We start from the raw sequence: 15,680 nt of genomic DNA on the forward strand, positions 1-15,680 counted from the left end.
CATCCGCCGGCGCACGGACAGGATCGTGGAGGTTGTCATGTACTCAAGAACAATACTCAAGCGTATCGCTGTAGTTGCGGCTTCAGGGGCTTTGATGGCGGGCTGCGCCACCCAGCAGCAGACCAATACCGCGGTTGGCACAGGGGCGGGGGCCGCAATCGGCGCGGGCATCGGCGCCTTGGTCGGACATGGCACGGGCGCGGCGGTTGGCGCCGGCATCGGCGCGGTGGCGGGCGGACTGGTGGGCTACAACTGGAAGGTGGTCAAAGACGACGTGCAGCGCTCCGGCGCGACCTCGCTGGGCATCGACGTGGTCGAGATGCCCGATGGCAGCCTGAAGGTGAACATCCCCAGCAACGTGTCGTTCGACACCGACAAGACGGATCTGAAGCCGGCGCTGCTGCCGGTGCTGGACAGCGTGGCGCGGTCGCTCAACCAGCATCCCGAACTGCGGGCCAAGGTAGTGGGCCATACGGACAGCACGGGCGCGCTGGCGCACAACCAGACCTTGTCGGTGAACCGGGCGCGCAGCGTGACGGACTACCTGTCCAGGCAGGGCGTGGCGGCAACGCGCTTGTCGATCGAAGGCCGCGGGCCCAACGATCCGATCGGCGACAATGCCACCGCGGATGGCCGTGCGCTGAACCGCCGGGTCGAGATCTACCTGTACGCGGTCAAGCAATAAGGAGTCAGTCATGAGCATGTTTCCCCCTGCCCGCATCGGCACGGACATCGCGGTCGCCGCCTTGTCCGGTTGGCAGGCCGTCGCGATGCGCGACGCCATCGAGAAGCGCTTTCGCTTCGCCAATTTCAATGCCGCCTTTGGCTTTATGGCACGCGTCGCCATGTTCGCCGAAAAGCTGAACCACCATCCCGAATGGACCAACGTCTACAACCGCGTGGACGTGACGCTGACCACGCATGACGCGGGCGGCGTTACGGAACTGGATGTGCGCATGGCGCAATTCATGGACGAGGCGGCGGCGCAGATGGGGGCCACCGCGCCGAAGGCGGCCTGAACCGGGCTCTCGCTGGCGAGCTTGCTGTGCGCGGCCGGCCGGGAGCGGCAAGCAATGAAAAACCCGCCTGCATGGGCGGGTTTTTCATTGGGGCAGGCGAGGTTCAGTTGCGCACGTAGTAGATGCGCATGGCCTGCTGCTTCTGGGCACCGTCCATGACGCGCAGCACCACGACCTTGGGCGTGAAACCGTCGGGCAGCTTCAACTGGCCCAGGGCGTAGTCGTAGCGGTCGACGTTGAGCGCGGGGCCTTCCGGGGTGATGGTGGCGACCCGGCCGTTGGGGTAGCTGCCGTCGATGGAGAAGGTCAGGGTGCCCTTGAACGGCGCGCCGGTGCGCTCTTCACGCATCACCAGCACCTGGTAGTCCAGTTGGCCGGGGGCGCGCTTGAAGGTGGCCGAGCGGATGCCCAGGTTGCCGCCGCGGGGGTCGGGCGGCATGGCGTCCTGGAACAGGACCAGTTCCTTGTTCTGTGTTTCCAGCTTGGCACGGGCGTCGGCCAGGTCGGCGGTCAGCTTTTCGTGGCCCGACTTGTTGGCGTCGCGCTGCTGCGTGGCTTCTTCGAGCTGGCTTTGCAGGCGCTGGTTTTCAAGCTTGGATGCGCTCAGTTCGCTGTGCAACTGTTCGGATTGCTCGACGGTCAGGCGCTGCGGGCCATAGTTGGTTTGCAGGAAGAGCACGCCGCCCGCGCCCAGGGCGATGCCCACCAGCAGCAGGACCAGCCAGCGCGGCATGCGGCGCGTGCGTTGGCCGGGTTGGTATACGGAGGGCTTGAATACGGCCCGTTGTGATCTTCCGAACATCCCCATTCCTAGAAAACTTCCTGTGTGTTGCCCGGCTGCGCGCAGCGCGCGCCAGCCAAAGCGTCAGAGAATACCCGGTTAACCGGGGCGTAGGGCGCGCGGACAAGCCTCGTTGCGCACCTTGATATTGTGAAATATGTGGGCATTGGCCGGGGCTTACGCCGCACGGGCAGCAAGCTGCGCCTCGAGGTCGGCCAACCGTTGGGGAGTGCCGACGTCGGTCCATCGACCGGTGTGGCGTGCGCCGCGGACCCTGTCCTGCTCCATGGCTTGCCGGAGCAGCGGCGCCAGTTTCGCGACCGTGCCGCGGGAAATGCCCGCGAACAGGCTGGGATGGTAGACGCCCATGCCTGAATAGGTCAAACGGGGCTCGCCGTGGTCGTGCACCCGGCCGCCGGGTTCCAGCACGAAATCGCCCGCCGGGTGATGGGCCGGGTTGTCGACCATGAGGATCCAGGCGCCGTCCTGCGGCAGCCCGGCGGCCAGAGCGGGCGCCGCGGCTACGTCCCAATCGCACCAGATATCGCCGCTGATCACCAGAAACGGGGCCGGACCGAGCAGCGGCAGTGCCTGGGCGATGCCGCCGGCCGTTTCCAGGGCGGCGCCTTCCAGCGAGTACTGGATCCGCACGCCAAAGTGGGCGCCGTCGCCCAGGGCCTGTTCGATCTCGTGGCCCAGCCAGGCGTGGTTGATCACAACCTCGCGGATGCCGGCCGCGGCCAGGCGTTCCAGGTGCCAGACGATCAGGGGCTTGCCGCCGACCGGCAACAGCGGCTTGGGCAGCCGGTCGGTCAGCGGGCGCATGCGTTCGCCGCGTCCCGCGGCCAGGATCATGGCGCGCATCAGAAGGTGTATCCGACGCTGACCTGGCGGTCGTCCAGCTTGTCCAGGAGGCGCAAGAGGGGCGTGAAGACGCCGTAGCGCTGCGCCACCTGGCGCACGTAGCCGTTCACCCGTGGCATGTGGGCCAGGTAGTGGGCCTTGCCGTCGCGGTGGTTCAGGCGCGCGAACACGCCCAGGATGCGCAGGTTGCGCTGCAGGCCCATCCATTCGTAGGCGCGGTGGAATTCGGCGAAGTCGGCATCCACGGGCAGGCCGGCGGCGCGCGCCATTTCCCAGTAGCGGATGGCCCAGTCCAGTTGCTGGGGCTCTTCCCAGGTGGTGCGCGCATCGGTGACCAGCGATGCCAGGTCATAGGTGATGGGGCCGGCCAGGGCGTCCTGGAAGTCGATCACGCCCGGGTTGGGGCCGTATTGCGGCTGATCGCAGACCATCAGGTTGGGCGAATGGAAGTCGCGATGCACCAGCACGGTGGGCTGGCCGCCGTTGCTGGCCGAGAGCAGGGCGAAGATCTTTTCCAGGGACAGCGCGGTCTTGTCGTCGATCGTGACTCCATGGTGCTTTTGCACGTACCACTCGGGGAATAGCTTGAGCTCGTCGGCCAGCCGCGAGGTGTCGTAGGCGGCCAGTCCGGCGGTGGACGCCTGCTGCAACCGCACCAGGGCCGCCAGGGCGTCGCGGTAGAGCGATTGCAGGCGGGCGTCGTCCAGGCCGTCCTGGATGCGCTGGTAATAGGTTTGCTCGCCCAGGTCGGACAGGAGCAGCAGGCCCAGTTCCAGGTCCTGCGCCAGGACGGCGGGCACGTTCAGGCCGGCGTCGCGCAGCAGTTGCCCCACGTGCAGGAACGGGCGGCAGTCTTCGTGCTGGGGCGGGGCGTCCATGACAATCAGGGTGCGGCCGGCGGCGTCCAGACGGAAATAGCGGCGGAAACTGGCGTCGGCCGAAGCGGGACGTAGTGTGTCCACTGCCAGGCCCAGCGCGGCGGGCAGGCTTGCCAGCCAGCCGCGGATCTGCGCCAGGCGGGGGTCGTGATCGTTTTTCAAGGAAGATCCGTGTCAGAAGGGCAACATTGCAGAAAATTGGGTTCCGCGCACATAAGGCTGGGCGTCTGGCGCGGCTTCTCTATAATACCGGCTCGTTTCCGTTAGCATTGGCCCTTCTTGGGCGCCTTTGCCGGGTTCCCCCATCGTAAAAAAGGGCTGTTTTCACTCGTGCGCAAGGTTCGGTGGTTGATCCTATCTGCTATCAGCGTCGCCGGGGCCGCTCAGGCCCAGGGCAGCCAGGGTTCGGCTCCCTCATCGACGTCGATCACCGCGGCTCCCGAGCTGCGCACATCTCCCGGGTTGCGGATACACCGCCTGCCCGACGGGAACATCCCCGCCTATATGGAGGCGGACACCATCGAGGGTGATCCGGATTCCGACCTGACCCTGACCGGCGCGGCGCAGGTGCGCCGCATCGACGGCGTGATCAAGGGCGACCGGATCAACTACCGCAAGGATACCGGCGAGGTCGACGTGCAGGGCAATGCGCGCATGATGCGCGACGGCACCCTGGTGACCGGCCCGAACGCCAAGTTCAATGTGGACAAGTATTCCGGCGAAGTCGAAAAGCCCAATTTCTGGCTGGGCGCTACCGGCGGCTTCGCGGTGGCCGACAAAGCGGACATTTTCAGCAAGTCGCAGATGCGGCTGCATACGGTCACCTACAGCGGCTGCGCTTGCGAAACGCCATCCTGGTACATCAAGGCCAACACGGTCGACATCGACTTCGACGAAAACGAAGGCGTGGCCCGCAATGGCGTGCTGTATTTCAAGGACGTGCCGATCCTGGCGTCGCCCTATATGACCTTCCCGGTCAAGAAAGAGCGCAAGTCGGGCTTCCTGATCCCGACCTACGGCACCACCAGCAAGGGCGGCTTCGATTTCTCGCTGCCGTACTACCTGAACATTGCGCCTAATTACGACGCTACCCTGCAACCGCGCTACTTCTCCAAGCGCGGCCTGCAACTGGGCGGCGAATTCCGCTACCTGGGATCCAGCTACGCGGGCAGCATCTACGGCGCCTATCTGCCCAACGATAACGTCACCGGCGACAACCGCTGGATGTACTGGTGGCGCCACCAGCAGTTGTTCACCAATGGCTTCTACGCGGACTGGGACGTGGCCAAGGTGTCGGATAACGACTACTTCCGCGATATTTCCCAACTGGGCCTGAATCAGGCCTCCACCACCTATCTGCCGCAGCGCGCGCGGGTGGGCTGGTCGTCGAACTACTGGAGCGCCTACGCCCAGGTCTACAAGTACCAGACGCTGCAGGATCCGAACGCGCTGCTGACGCCGCCGTACGACAAGGAACCGGAACTGTATCTGCGCGGCGCCCGTTACGACTGGGGCGGCTTTGACGTGGAATGGACCTCGACGGCGGTGCGTTTCAGCCAGCCGCTGCTGCTGGGCAAGCGCAACGGCCCCAACGGCGACCGTCTGCAGAGCTACCCCACTGTGTCCTACCCGATCGTTCGTCCGGGCTGGTTCGTGGTGCCCAAGGTTGGCGTCAACTACACCCAGTACCAGACCAGTTGGTACAACGGCGACTACCTGGGCCTGAACGCCGGTACCGCCAATGCCGGTACGGCTTTCGGCTACCCGCGTTCGCAATCCCGCACGGTGCCCATCATGTCGCTGGACACCGGCTTGATCTTCGAGCGCGACACCACGCTGTTCGGCAAGGCGTCGACGCAGACCCTGGAGCCCCGCCTGTACTATCTGCGCGTGCCGTATCGCGACCAGTCCAAGATTCCGGTCTATGACACGTCGCTGTCCGACTTCAGCTTCTCGCAGGCCTTTGAAGAAAATATCTATTCGGGCGGCTGGGACCGCATTTCCAACGCCAACCAACTGACGGCCGCGCTGACCACGCGCTGGCTCGATGCGTCCACCGGTTTCGAGCGCGCCTCGCTAGCCGTGGCGCAGCGGCTGTACTTCGCCGACCAGCAGGTGACCCTGCCGGGCGAGACGCCGCGCGAAAACGTGCGTTCCGACTTCCTGGTGGGCGCCAGCGCCGCGCTGACCGATACGTTCTCCACCGACGTGGCCGCGCAGTACAACCCCTACGACAACCGCTGGTCGCGCACGCTCCTGAGTGGCCGCTGGTCGCCACAGCGCCTGACGACGGTTGCGCTGGCCTATCGCTACCAGCGTGATCCGCAGACCGGCGTACAGTATCAGCCGCAGGGCCAGAACCAGATCAGCCTGGCAGTGCAGTGGCCGTTCACCAAGCGCTGGTATGGCGTGGGACGGGTCGATTATTCGCTGCGCAACGGGCCTTCGAGCACGCTGAACGGCACCACGGATTCCCCGCGGATCACGCAGGCCATTGCCGGCCTCGAATACAAGGGCGATTGCTGCTGGGTTGGCCGGATGGTGTTCCAGCGTTACGCCGTGTCCGCCACCGACGCCAATACGGCGCTGTTTTTCCAGCTTGAGTTGACCGGACTGGGTTCCCTGGGAACCGATCCGATGAACCTGCTGAATAGAAGTATCCCCGGTTACTCGCGCATCACCCCGCCTGTTCCCACCGGGACCACATATGAAAGGTATGAATGATGCGTAGGTTGCACTCTTTGCGTCGCTTCTCCAGCAACGCGCTGTTGCTGGCCGTTTGCGCCGCTTTCTCCGCCGCGCACGCGGCGGAGCCGACCGGCAAGGGCGCCAGGAACGCGCCGGCCGCTGCGCAGAAGGCCGCGCCGCCCGCCGCCGGCGAGCAGTTCGTCGACGGCATCGCGGCCGTGGTCGACAAGGACGTGATCACCCTGCGCGAGCTGCGCGAGGCCTCGCTGCGCATCGCCGGCGAGCTCAAGGCGCGCGGCATCCAGGTGCCCGACGACAAGACGCTGCAGCATCAGGTGCTGCAACGCCTCATCATGGAACGCGTGCAGCGCCACGAAGCCGATCGCATGGGCATCCGGGTCGACGACGCCCAGGTGGACCAGGCCATCAAGACCATCTCCGAGCGCAACAAGATCAGCGTGGCGCAACTGCGCCAGGAAATCGAAAAGTCCGGCACCACCTGGGACAACTACCGCAAGTCGTTGCGCGACGAGATCCGTTCCGACCGCCTGCGCCAGCGCGCGGTGGACTCGAACATCGTCATCTCCGACGCCGAGGTGGACGCTTTCCTGAAGGACCAGCGCCGCAACCCGGCGTTTGCCGCCGGCGCCCAGCCGCAGCAACAGGCCGCGCCGCAGGCGCAGCCCGAAGCCGCGCCCGAGCAGGCCGCCGCGCCGGCTGGCCCGATGCTCTACGCCGTGGCGCAGATCCTGGTGCGCGTGCCGGAAGGCTCGTCGTCCGAGCAACTGGCCGCGTTGCGCAAGAAGGCCGAAGGCCTGCTCGCCGCGGCCAAGCGTGGCGACGACTTCGCCAGCCTGGCTGCCGCCAATTCCGATGGCCCCGAGGCGTTGCAGGGCGGCGTCATGGGCGTGCGCCCGCTGGATGGCTGGCCCGATCTGTTCGCCAAGGCCCTCGCCAATCTGCAGAAAGGCCAGGTCAGCACGCTGCTGCAAAGCGGTAACGGCTTTCACATCCTGAAGGTCATGGATCGTGGCACCGCGCAACCCGCGCCCAGCCGCACGGCCCGCGCGCCTGCGCCCACCCCGGCGCCGCAGCCGCGTCCGCAACCCCAGGCGCAAGCGCCGCAGGGTCCGGTGGAAGTGATGCAGACCCACGCGCGCCACATCCTGATCAAGACGTCCACCGTCATGAGCGACGAGCTTGCCCGCCAACGCCTGGAGCAGGTGCGCCAGCGCCTGGTGGCCGGCGACGCCAAGTTCGCGGACATGGCGCGCCAGTACTCGCAGGACGGGACCGCGCCGCAAGGCGGCGATCTGGGCTGGCTCAACCCGGGTGAAACCGTGCCGCCCTTCGAGGCCGCCATGAACGCGCTCAAGCCGGGCGAGATCAGCCAGCCCATCCAGACGCCTTTTGGCTGGCACTTGATCCAGGTAGAAGAGCGTCGCCAGCATGACGCCACCGACGACCTGGCCCGCATGAAGGCCCGCCAGATTCTCTTCGAGCGTCGTGCTCAACCCGCTTTTGAAGATTGGCTTGATCAACTGCGCGCCCAGGCGTACGTGGACAACCGCCTTGAAAAGCAGGACCGCATCAACCAGAACAACCGCTGATCGCAGCCCGGGCTTTACATGTCTTCACACCAGGCGCGCAAGCGCTTTGGCCAGAACTTCCTGACCGACGAGAGCGTCGTCGAGTCCATCGTCCGGGCGGTTGGCCCCGCCCGCGACGATGCCGTGGTCGAAATTGGCCCTGGCCTGTCGGCCCTGACCCGGCCCCTGCTCGAGCGGCTGAACCACCTGACCGCGGTTGAAATCGACCGCGATCTGGCGGCCCGCCTGCGCAAGCAGTTCGAGGCCGATCGCCTGACCGTGGTCGAGGCCGACGCGCTGACCGTGGATTTTTCGCAGTTCGGCAGCAATCTGCGGGTGGTGGGCAACTTGCCCTACAACATCTCCAGCCCGCTGCTGTTCCATCTGATGACTTGGGCCGACCACATCCGCGACCAGCATTTCATGCTGCAGCGTGAAGTGATCGACCGCATGGTGGCGCAGGCCGGCAGCGGCGATTTCAGCCGCCTGTCCGTGATGCTGCAGTCGCGTTACCGCATGCACAAGCTGTTCGACGTGCCGCCCGAGGCCTTTGATCCGCCGCCCAAGGTGGTGTCTGCCATCGTGCGCATGGTGCCGCTGCCGGCGGACCGGTTGCGCCCGGTCAGCGAGCGCGCCTTCGAGACCGTGGTGGCCCGCGCCTTTTCGCAGCGCCGCAAGATGCTGCGCCGGGTGATGGCCGACTGGGCGCCGCAGGTGCCCTGGGAAGCGCTGGACATCGCGCCCACCGCCCGCGCCGAAGACATCTCGGTCGATCGCTACATCCGCTTGTCGGATGCGCTGGTCCAGGCCGGCGTATTGCAAGGCGGTTGATTCCGCCGCGCCATCAAGAAAGCCCGCGTCGAGCGGGCTTTTTTTCGTGCACGGCAAACGTGCGCTTACAGCATGCGCTTTTGCGCCGCCATCCACAGCTGCATCACATCGCGCGCCCGGTCGTGCAGCAGGCGTTCGGCATCGTTCAAGGCCTGCTGCAGCGTGATGGGGCCGGGCGCGAGGCTGAACGCGGCGCTGATGCCACCGGCGTGCAGGGCTTCGTAGCCTTCGCCCAGCGATCCGGCCAGGGCCACCACCGGCACGCCGGCCTGGCGTGCGATGCGGGCCACGCCGGCCGGGGTCTTGCCGCGCAGGGTCTGCGCGTCCATTCGGCCTTCGCCAGTGAAGGCCAGTGTGGCGCCTTCCATCGCCGCGGCCAGGCCGCCGAGTTCAGCCACGATGTCGACGCCGGGCCGGAAGTGCGCGTTGAGGAAGGTCTTGGCGGCAAAGCCCAGGCCGCCGGCCGCGCCCGCGCCGGCTTCATCGCGGCGGTCGACGCCCAACTGGCGCGCGCAGACGTCGGCGAAGTGCGACAACATGCCGTCCAGCGTTTCCACCTGCTCGGGCGTGGCGCCTTTTTGCGGACCGAAGACATGCGAGGCGCCCTGCGTGCCGCACAGGGGGTTGTCGACGTCGGAGGCGATGTCGATGCGGATCCTGGCAAGGCGGGGATCGAGCCCATGCGTGTCGATGCTGGCCAACTGGCCCAGCGCGCCGCCGCCCGGTGGCAGGCAGCGGCCTTCCTTGTCGAGCAGCCGCAGCCCCAGCGCGGTGAGCATGCCGGCGCCCGCGTCGTTGGTGGCGGATCCGCCCAGGCCCAGGATGATCCGTTCGGCGCCGGCGTCCAGCGCCGCCAGGATCAATTCGCCCACGCCGTGGCTGCTGGCGCGCATGGGGTCGCGCTTGGACGGCGCGATCAGTTCGAGGCCGGCCGCCGCGGCCATTTCAATGATGGCGGTGCCGTCGTCGAGCAGGCCCCAGCCGGCATCGACCTTGTGGCCCAGTGCGTCATTGACGGTGCGTTGACGCGCCTGGCCGCCGGCCGCCGCCAACACCGCCTGCACCGTGCCTTCGCCACCATCGGCCATCGGGATGCACACCGTCTGCGCGCCGGGGCAGGCCGCCTTGACGCCGCGCGCGATGGCGGCGGCCGCATCGGGCGCGGACACGCTTTCTTTGAAAGAGTCGGGTGCGATAACGATTTTCACGGCAGGCGGCCACGGTCGGTTGGTGTCAGGGTGTTGACCATGATACCCGCGTGTTCGCTGGCGGCGTACCATAGCGCTTTCGTTGTTCATGTGAGAGTGGATCGCCATGCCTGTATTGCGCCGCACCAAAATTGTCGCCACCCTGGGCCCGTCGACGTCGACGCCCGAACGCATTGACGCCATGATCAAGGCGGGCCTGGATGTGGCACGGCTGAACTTCTCGCACGGCAGCCCCGAGGATCACCGCGAACGCGCCCGCCTGGTGCGCGAGTCCGCCGCGCGTCAGGGCCGCTTCGTCGCCATCATGGGCGACCTGCAGGGCCCCAAGATCCGCATTGCGCGTTTCACCGACAAGCTGGTGCAGTTGCAGGTGGGCCAGCCGTTCACGCTGTCGCGCGTCTATCCCAAGGACGCCGGCACGGCCAGTATCGTGGGCATCGACTACCCCGAGCTGGTGCAGGACTGCCGCGTGGGCGACGAGCTGCTGCTCGATGACGGCCGTGTGGTGCTGGTGGTGGACAAGGTCGAAGGCGACGAGGTCCACACCACCGTCACCGTGGGCGGCCCGCTGTCGAACAACAAGGGCATCAACCGGCGCGGCGGCGGCCTGTCGGCACCCAGCCTGACCGACAAGGACCGGGTCGACATCAAGCTGGCCGCCGACATGAAGCTGGACTTTGTTGCGGTGTCGTTTCCGCGCTACGGCAGCGACATCGACGAGGCGCGCGAGCTGCTGCGTGCGGCGGGCAGCGACGCGTGGATCATCGCCAAGATCGAACGCGCCGAGGCCGTGGCCGACGACGAGGCGCTGGACGCGCTGATCCGCGCCAGCGACGGCGTGATGGTGGCGCGCGGCGACCTGGGCGTGGAAGTGGGCGACGCCGAACTGGTCGGCATCCAGAAGCGCATCATCCAGCACGCGCGCACGCTGAACAAGGTGGTGATCACCGCGACCCAGATGATGGAGTCGATGATCTCCAGCCCGATCCCCACGCGCGCCGAAGTCTCCGACGTGGCCAACGCCGTGCTGGACTACACCGACGCGGTGATGTTGTCGGCGGAAAGCGCCTCGGGCGCGTATCCGGTCGAGACCGTGCAGGCCATGGCGCGCGTGTGCCTGGGCGCCGAAAAGCACCCCACCAGCACCCAGTCGCACCACCGCCTGGGCGAGACCTTCACGCGTTGCGATGAAACCATCGCGCTGGCGGCGATGTACGCGGCCAACCATTTTCCGGGCGTCAAGGCGATCATCGCGCTGACCGAAAGCGGCCACACGCCGCTGATCATGTCGCGCATCCGTTCGGGCGTGCCGATCTACTGCTACAGCCCCCACAGCGTCACGCAGAACCGCGTGACCATGTTCCGCGGCGTCTACACCATTCCGTTCTCGCCGTCCGACTACGAGCCGGCCGACCTGAGCAATGCCGCCATCGACGAACTGAAAAAGCGCAATCTGGTCAAGGAAGGCGACTGGGTCATCCTGACCAAGGGCGACTTCTACCGCGACAGCGGCGGCACCAATGGGATGAAGATCCTGCTGGTGGATTGATCCGTGCGCTGGCGGCTGGCCGCGGGCCGCCGCCAGCGGCCGCTCAGCCGAAGAACCAGTAGCACACGCCGATGGCAGCCAGCACGCCGGCCAGGTCGGCGACCAGGGCGCAGCCGACCGCATGGCGCGCCCGCAGGATGCCGACCGAACCGAAGTAGACGGCCAGCACATAGAAGGTGGTTTCGGTGCTGCCTTGCACCACCGCGGCCAGCAGCGCCGGGAAGCTGTCCACGCCGAAGTGCGTCATGGTCTCGAGCATCATGGCGCGCGCCGCGCTGCCCGAGAACGGCTTGACCAGCGCGGTGGGCAGCGCGTCGACGAAGCGCGTGTCCCAGCCCGCGTGCGCGGCGATCCAGCGGATGCCGTCGAGCAGGAAATCCAGCGCGCCCGAGGCGCGCAGCACCCCCACCGCGCACAGCATCGCCACCAGGTAGGGCAGCAGGCTCTTGGCGATGTCGAAGCCTTCCTTGGCGCCGTCGATGAAGGTCTCGTAGACGGGCACTTTTTTCCAGGCGCCGACCACCAGGAAGGCGAGCAGGATGCCGAACAGGGCCAGGTTGCCCATCAGCGACGAGAGCGCGGCGATGGCCGTGGCCGACATGCTGGCGAGCAGCGCCATGAAGCCGCCCAGCGCCAGCGCCGCGCCGCCCAGCCACAGCATGATGACGGGGTCGGCCAGCCGCAAGCGTTGGCAGGCCGCCACCGCCAGGAAGCCGGCCAGCGTGGACGCGCTGGTGGCCAGCAGGATGGGCAGGAACACCAGGGTGGGGTCGGGCGCGCCTTGCTGCGCGCGGAACATGAACAGCGTCACCGGCAGCAGCGTCAGCGATGACGCGTTGAGCACCAGGAACAGGATCTGGGCGTTGCTCGCGGTTTCGGGCGTGGGATTGAGCGATTGCAGTTCGCGCATGGCGCGCAGGCCGATGGGCGTGGCGGCGTTGTCCAGGCCCAGGCCGTTGGCGGCGAAATTCAGGGTGATCAGGCCGATCGCGGGATGGTTGCGCGGCACCTCCGGCATCAGCCGAGCGAACAGCGGCCCCAGTAGCCTTGCCAGCCGTTCGACCAGCCCGGCGCGCTCGGCGATGCGCAGAAACCCCAGCCACAGCGTCAGCGTGCCGAATAGCAGCACCATGACCTCGACCGAGACCCGCGCCATGTCGAACAGGCTGGCAACCATGGCGCGGAACACGTCCGGGTCGCCGATGGCCAGCCAGCGGTACAGGGCGGCGACGGCGGCCGTCAGGAAAAAGCCCAGCCAGAGTTTGTTCAGCATGCGGAGTGTGCCCGGACAGCGGTTGATTGCGCACCAGCGCGGGGGTCGCCCATTGTCGCAGAGTCAGCACGCCGCGGCTTGGCCCCGGCGGGTCAATTCTGGTACTTTGACCCGATACGCCCCAGTGGCATCGAACAAGAAGGGGAGCACATGGATCTGAACGCATGGCGCCGGCGCCGCATCTCCGAACCGGCCTATCGATGGGCGCGCAAGGCAATGCCGCCGCTTTCGGCCACCGAACGCGAGGCCATCGAGGCCGGCGACACCTGGTGGGATGCGGACTTGTTCACCGGCAACCCCGACTGGCGCAAGCTGCTCGACGTTCCCGCCGCGGCGCTCATGCCCGATGAACAGCGCTTCATCGACGGCCCCGTGACGCAGCTGTGCGCCATGCTGGACGAATGGGACATCACCTGGAACCGGCGCGACCTGCCGCCCGAGGTCTGGGCTTTCTTGAAGGCGCAGCGCTTTTTCGGCATGATCATCCCGAAGCGCTACGGCGGCCTGGGCTTTTCGCCGTACGCGCACTCCGAAGTGGTGCGGCGCATTTCCGCCTACTCCATCACGGCGGGCGTCACTGTCATGGTGCCCAATTCGTTGGGGCCGGGCGAGCTGTTGCTGCAGTTCGGCACGCCGGCCCAGCGCGATTACTGGCTGCCCCGGCTGGCCGACGGCCGCGAGGTGCCGTGCTTCGGACTGACCAGCCCGGAAGCCGGTTCCGACGCCGCTTCCATGGTGGATACCGGCGTGGTCTGCCGCCAAGTGGTGGACGGCCGCGAGCTGATCGGCGTGCGCCTGAACTGGCACAAGCGCTACATCACGCTGGGCCCCGTAGCCACGGTGCTGGGGCTGGCGTTCAAGATGTCGGACCCCGACGGCATTCTCGGCGAGGAGCGCGATATCGGCATCTCGGTGGCGCTGGTGCCCACCGACGCGCCCGGCGTCGAGATCGGGCGCCGCCACCTGCCGGCGATGCAGGTATTCCAGAACGGCCCCAATCGCGGCCACGACGTGTTCGTGCCGCTGGACGCGCTGATCGGCGGCGCCGAACGCGCCGGCCACGGCTGGCAGATGCTGATGAGCGCGCTGGCCGCCGGGCGCGGTATCTCGCTGCCGTCGCTGTCGGCGGCCGCTTGCGTCATGAGCGCGCACGCCACCGGCATGTACGCCCGGGTGCGCGAGCAGTTCGGCATTCCGGTGGGCAAGTTCGAAGGCGTCCAGGAAAGGCTGGCCAGCCTGGCGGCCAATGCGTATTTGGTGGAAGCCGCAAGGCGCCTGACCTGCGCGGCCCTGAACCAGGGCGTCAAGCCCGCGGTCGTGTCGGGCATCATGAAATACCACGCCACCGAGCGCATGCGGGTGTCGGTCAACGACGCCATGGACGTGCATGCGGGCCGCGCGGTCATCGACGGACCCAGCAACTACCTGGGCGCGCTGTATCGCGCGGTGCCCATCGCCATCACGGTCGAAGGCGCCAACATCCTGACCCGCAACCTGATCATCTTCGGCCAGGGCGCCATCCGCGCCCACCCGTACCTGATGCCGGAAATGCTGGCACTGGGCAATCCCGACGAAGAGCGCGGCATGGAGGTGTTCCATGACGTGTTCTGGCGCCACCTGCGGCATACCGGCATGAACGCGCTACGCGCCGTCGGCCGCGCCTGGACGGGCGGCGTGCTGGCGCCGTCGCCGGTGTCTGGCCCGACGGCCCGGCACTATCGGCGGCTGGGGCGCTATGCATCCGGCTTTGCGCTGCTGGCCGACGCCACGCTGGCCCAGTTGGGCGGCGGGCTCAAGCGCCGCGAGATGATCTCGGCGCGCTTGGGCGACATCCTGTCCGAGCTGTACCTGCTGTCGGCGGTGCTCAAGCGGTGGGAAGACGAAGGCCGCAAGCACGACGACCTGCCGCTGGTGCATTGGTGCATGCAGCAGGGCTACGCCGACATCGAAAAACGCATGGATCAGGTGCTGTCGAACCTGCCTGGCCGGGTGATGGCCTGGGGCTTGCGGGCCGCCATCCTGCCGCTGCGGCTGGCCAAGGGGCCCGATGACGCGCTGACCCGCGACTGCGCGGAACTGTTGCTCAAGCCGTCGCCGACCCATGCGCGGCTGGCGGCCGATCTGCAGCGGGCGGCGGCCGACCGCGCGGACAGCGACGATCCGCTGGCGTTGCTGACGCGCGCCTTTGCCGTGGTGGATGCCGTGCAGCCGATCCGCGACCGGCTGAAGCAGTCGGGCGTGCGCGATTGGCACGAGGCGCATCGCCGTGGCGCGATCACGGACGCGCAGGCCGCGCAGCTGGAAGAGGCGGAAACGATCGTGTCGCGGGTGTTGCAAGTGGATGATTTCGCGCCACGGGACCTTTCACCGCAGGCGGCCGCGGCCGACGCGGCGCCGGCCCAGCGGCCGGCGGTGCAAGTGGAAACGGCCGTGAAGCCGCCGGCCGCTGCCGGGGACGCTCAGTCGTCCTGATTCGGGTCCATGCCGGGGAACAGGATTTCAGTGAAGCCGAACTTCGAGAAATCCTGGATCCGCGACGGATACAGGCGGCCGATCAGGTGGTCGCATTCGTGCTGCACCACGCGGGCATGGAACCCTTCGGCCTCGCGCTCGATGTCGCGGCCGTAAGGGTCCTTGCCGCGATAGCGGATGTGGCGATAGCGCGGCACCATGCCGCGCAGGCCTGGCACCGACAGGCAGCCTTCCCAGCCGTCTTCCATTTCGTCCGACAGCGGCGTGATGACCGGATTGCACAGGATGGTCTGCGGCACCGCCGGGGCATCGGGATAGCGCTCGTTGCGGTCAAAGCCGAAGATGACCAGTTGCAGGTCCACGCCGATCTGGGGCGCGGCCAGACCGACCCCCTGCGCCGCCGCCATGGTCTCGAACATGTCTGCGATCAGGGCGTGCAGCTCGGGAGTATCGAAGCGCTCGACCGGCGGCGCCACGCGAAGCAGCCGGGGATCGCCCATTTTCAGGATGGTGTGGATCATGATGACG

At 67.2% G+C, this 15,680-nt stretch carries 13 protein-coding genes; 7 read left to right on the forward strand and 6 right to left on the reverse strand.

The features are described 5' to 3' along the window. The first annotated feature begins 37 nt into the window (after positions 1–37). Together A9974_RS13635 and A9974_RS13640 are read left to right on the forward strand one after the other, a co-directional pair. Positions 38–685 (forward strand): OmpA family protein, encoded by a 648-nt coding sequence (locus tag A9974_RS13635; protein WP_183004693.1) that lies wholly within the window; start codon positions 38–40, stop codon positions 683–685. Positions 686–695: 10 nt separating this feature from the next. Further along, positions 696–1,019, forward strand: a complete 324-nt coding sequence (locus A9974_RS13640) for a 4a-hydroxytetrahydrobiopterin dehydratase (RefSeq protein ID WP_183004695.1) — start codon at positions 696–698, stop codon at positions 1,017–1,019. 103 nt (positions 1,020–1,122) lie between these two features. Here the strand turns inward: A9974_RS13640 and A9974_RS13645 are convergent, their stop codons facing one another. The 3 genes from A9974_RS13645 to A9974_RS13655 form a co-directional block, all read right to left on the reverse strand. Further along, positions 1,123–1,821, reverse strand: a complete 699-nt coding sequence (locus A9974_RS13645) for a DUF6776 family protein (RefSeq protein WP_183004697.1) — start codon at positions 1,819–1,821, stop codon at positions 1,123–1,125. Between the two features lie 156 nt (positions 1,822–1,977). Then, a complete protein-coding gene (murU, locus tag A9974_RS13650; RefSeq protein WP_183004699.1) occupies positions 1,978–2,664 on the reverse strand; it encodes an N-acetylmuramate alpha-1-phosphate uridylyltransferase MurU in 687 nt (228 codons plus the stop codon). Next, positions 2,664–3,704: an aminoglycoside phosphotransferase family protein gene (locus tag A9974_RS13655; protein ID WP_183004701.1), complete on the reverse strand. Its 1,041-nt coding sequence runs from the start codon at positions 3,702–3,704 to the stop codon at positions 2,664–2,666. The genes murU and A9974_RS13655 overlap by 1 nt, the downstream gene beginning before the upstream one ends. Before the next feature lie 168 nt (positions 3,705–3,872). On the opposite strand from A9974_RS13655, the gene A9974_RS13660 reads away from it, so the two are divergent. The 3 genes from A9974_RS13660 to rsmA are packed head-to-tail and all read left to right on the forward strand — an operon-like array spanning position 3,873 to position 8,650. After that, complete coding sequence (locus A9974_RS13660) at positions 3,873–6,266, forward strand: LPS-assembly protein LptD (protein WP_183004703.1); 2,394 nt, start codon at positions 3,873–3,875, stop codon at positions 6,264–6,266. Continuing rightward, a complete protein-coding gene (locus A9974_RS13665) occupies positions 6,263–7,840 on the forward strand; it encodes a peptidylprolyl isomerase (protein WP_183004705.1) in 1,578 nt (525 codons plus the stop codon). The genes A9974_RS13660 and A9974_RS13665 overlap by 4 nt, the downstream gene beginning before the upstream one ends. An 18-nt stretch (positions 7,841–7,858) precedes the next feature. After that, positions 7,859–8,650 carry a 16S rRNA (adenine(1518)-N(6)/adenine(1519)-N(6))-dimethyltransferase RsmA gene (gene rsmA / locus A9974_RS13670; protein WP_183004706.1) on the forward strand — a complete coding sequence of 264 codons (792 nt, stop codon included), beginning with the start codon at positions 7,859–7,861 and terminating at the stop codon, positions 8,648–8,650. A gap of 65 nt (positions 8,651–8,715) precedes the next feature. Here rsmA and A9974_RS13675 read toward each other — a convergent pair whose 3' ends face one another. Next, positions 8,716–9,858: a glycerate kinase gene (locus A9974_RS13675; RefSeq protein ID WP_183004708.1), complete on the reverse strand. Its 1,143-nt coding sequence runs from the start codon at positions 9,856–9,858 to the stop codon at positions 8,716–8,718. Between the two features lie 106 nt (positions 9,859–9,964). Between A9974_RS13675 and pyk the strand changes: the two genes are divergently transcribed. Further along, a complete protein-coding gene (pyk, locus tag A9974_RS13680; RefSeq protein ID WP_183004710.1) occupies positions 9,965–11,407 on the forward strand; it encodes a pyruvate kinase in 1,443 nt (480 codons plus the stop codon). A gap of 43 nt (positions 11,408–11,450) precedes the next feature. Here the strand turns inward: pyk and A9974_RS13685 are convergent, their stop codons facing one another. Further along, positions 11,451–12,680: a nucleoside recognition domain-containing protein gene (locus tag A9974_RS13685; protein WP_183004712.1), complete on the reverse strand. Its 1,230-nt coding sequence runs from the start codon at positions 12,678–12,680 to the stop codon at positions 11,451–11,453. Between the two features lie 150 nt (positions 12,681–12,830). Here A9974_RS13685 and A9974_RS13690 point away from each other — a divergent pair, with 150 nt between their 5' ends. Continuing rightward, complete coding sequence (locus tag A9974_RS13690) at positions 12,831–15,152, forward strand: acyl-CoA dehydrogenase (RefSeq protein ID WP_255468159.1); 2,322 nt, start codon at positions 12,831–12,833, stop codon at positions 15,150–15,152. On the opposite strand, the gene def is transcribed toward A9974_RS13690, so the two are convergent. Then, positions 15,140–15,673 (reverse strand): peptide deformylase, encoded by a 534-nt coding sequence (gene def / locus A9974_RS13695; RefSeq protein ID WP_183004714.1) that lies wholly within the window; start codon positions 15,671–15,673, stop codon positions 15,140–15,142. The genes A9974_RS13690 and def overlap by 13 nt on opposite strands. Positions 15,674–15,680 lie beyond the last annotated feature (7 nt).

The sequence above is a fragment of the Achromobacter sp. UMC71 genome (assembly GCF_014170305.1).
Lineage (GTDB): Bacteria > Pseudomonadota > Gammaproteobacteria > Burkholderiales > Burkholderiaceae_B > Achromobacter.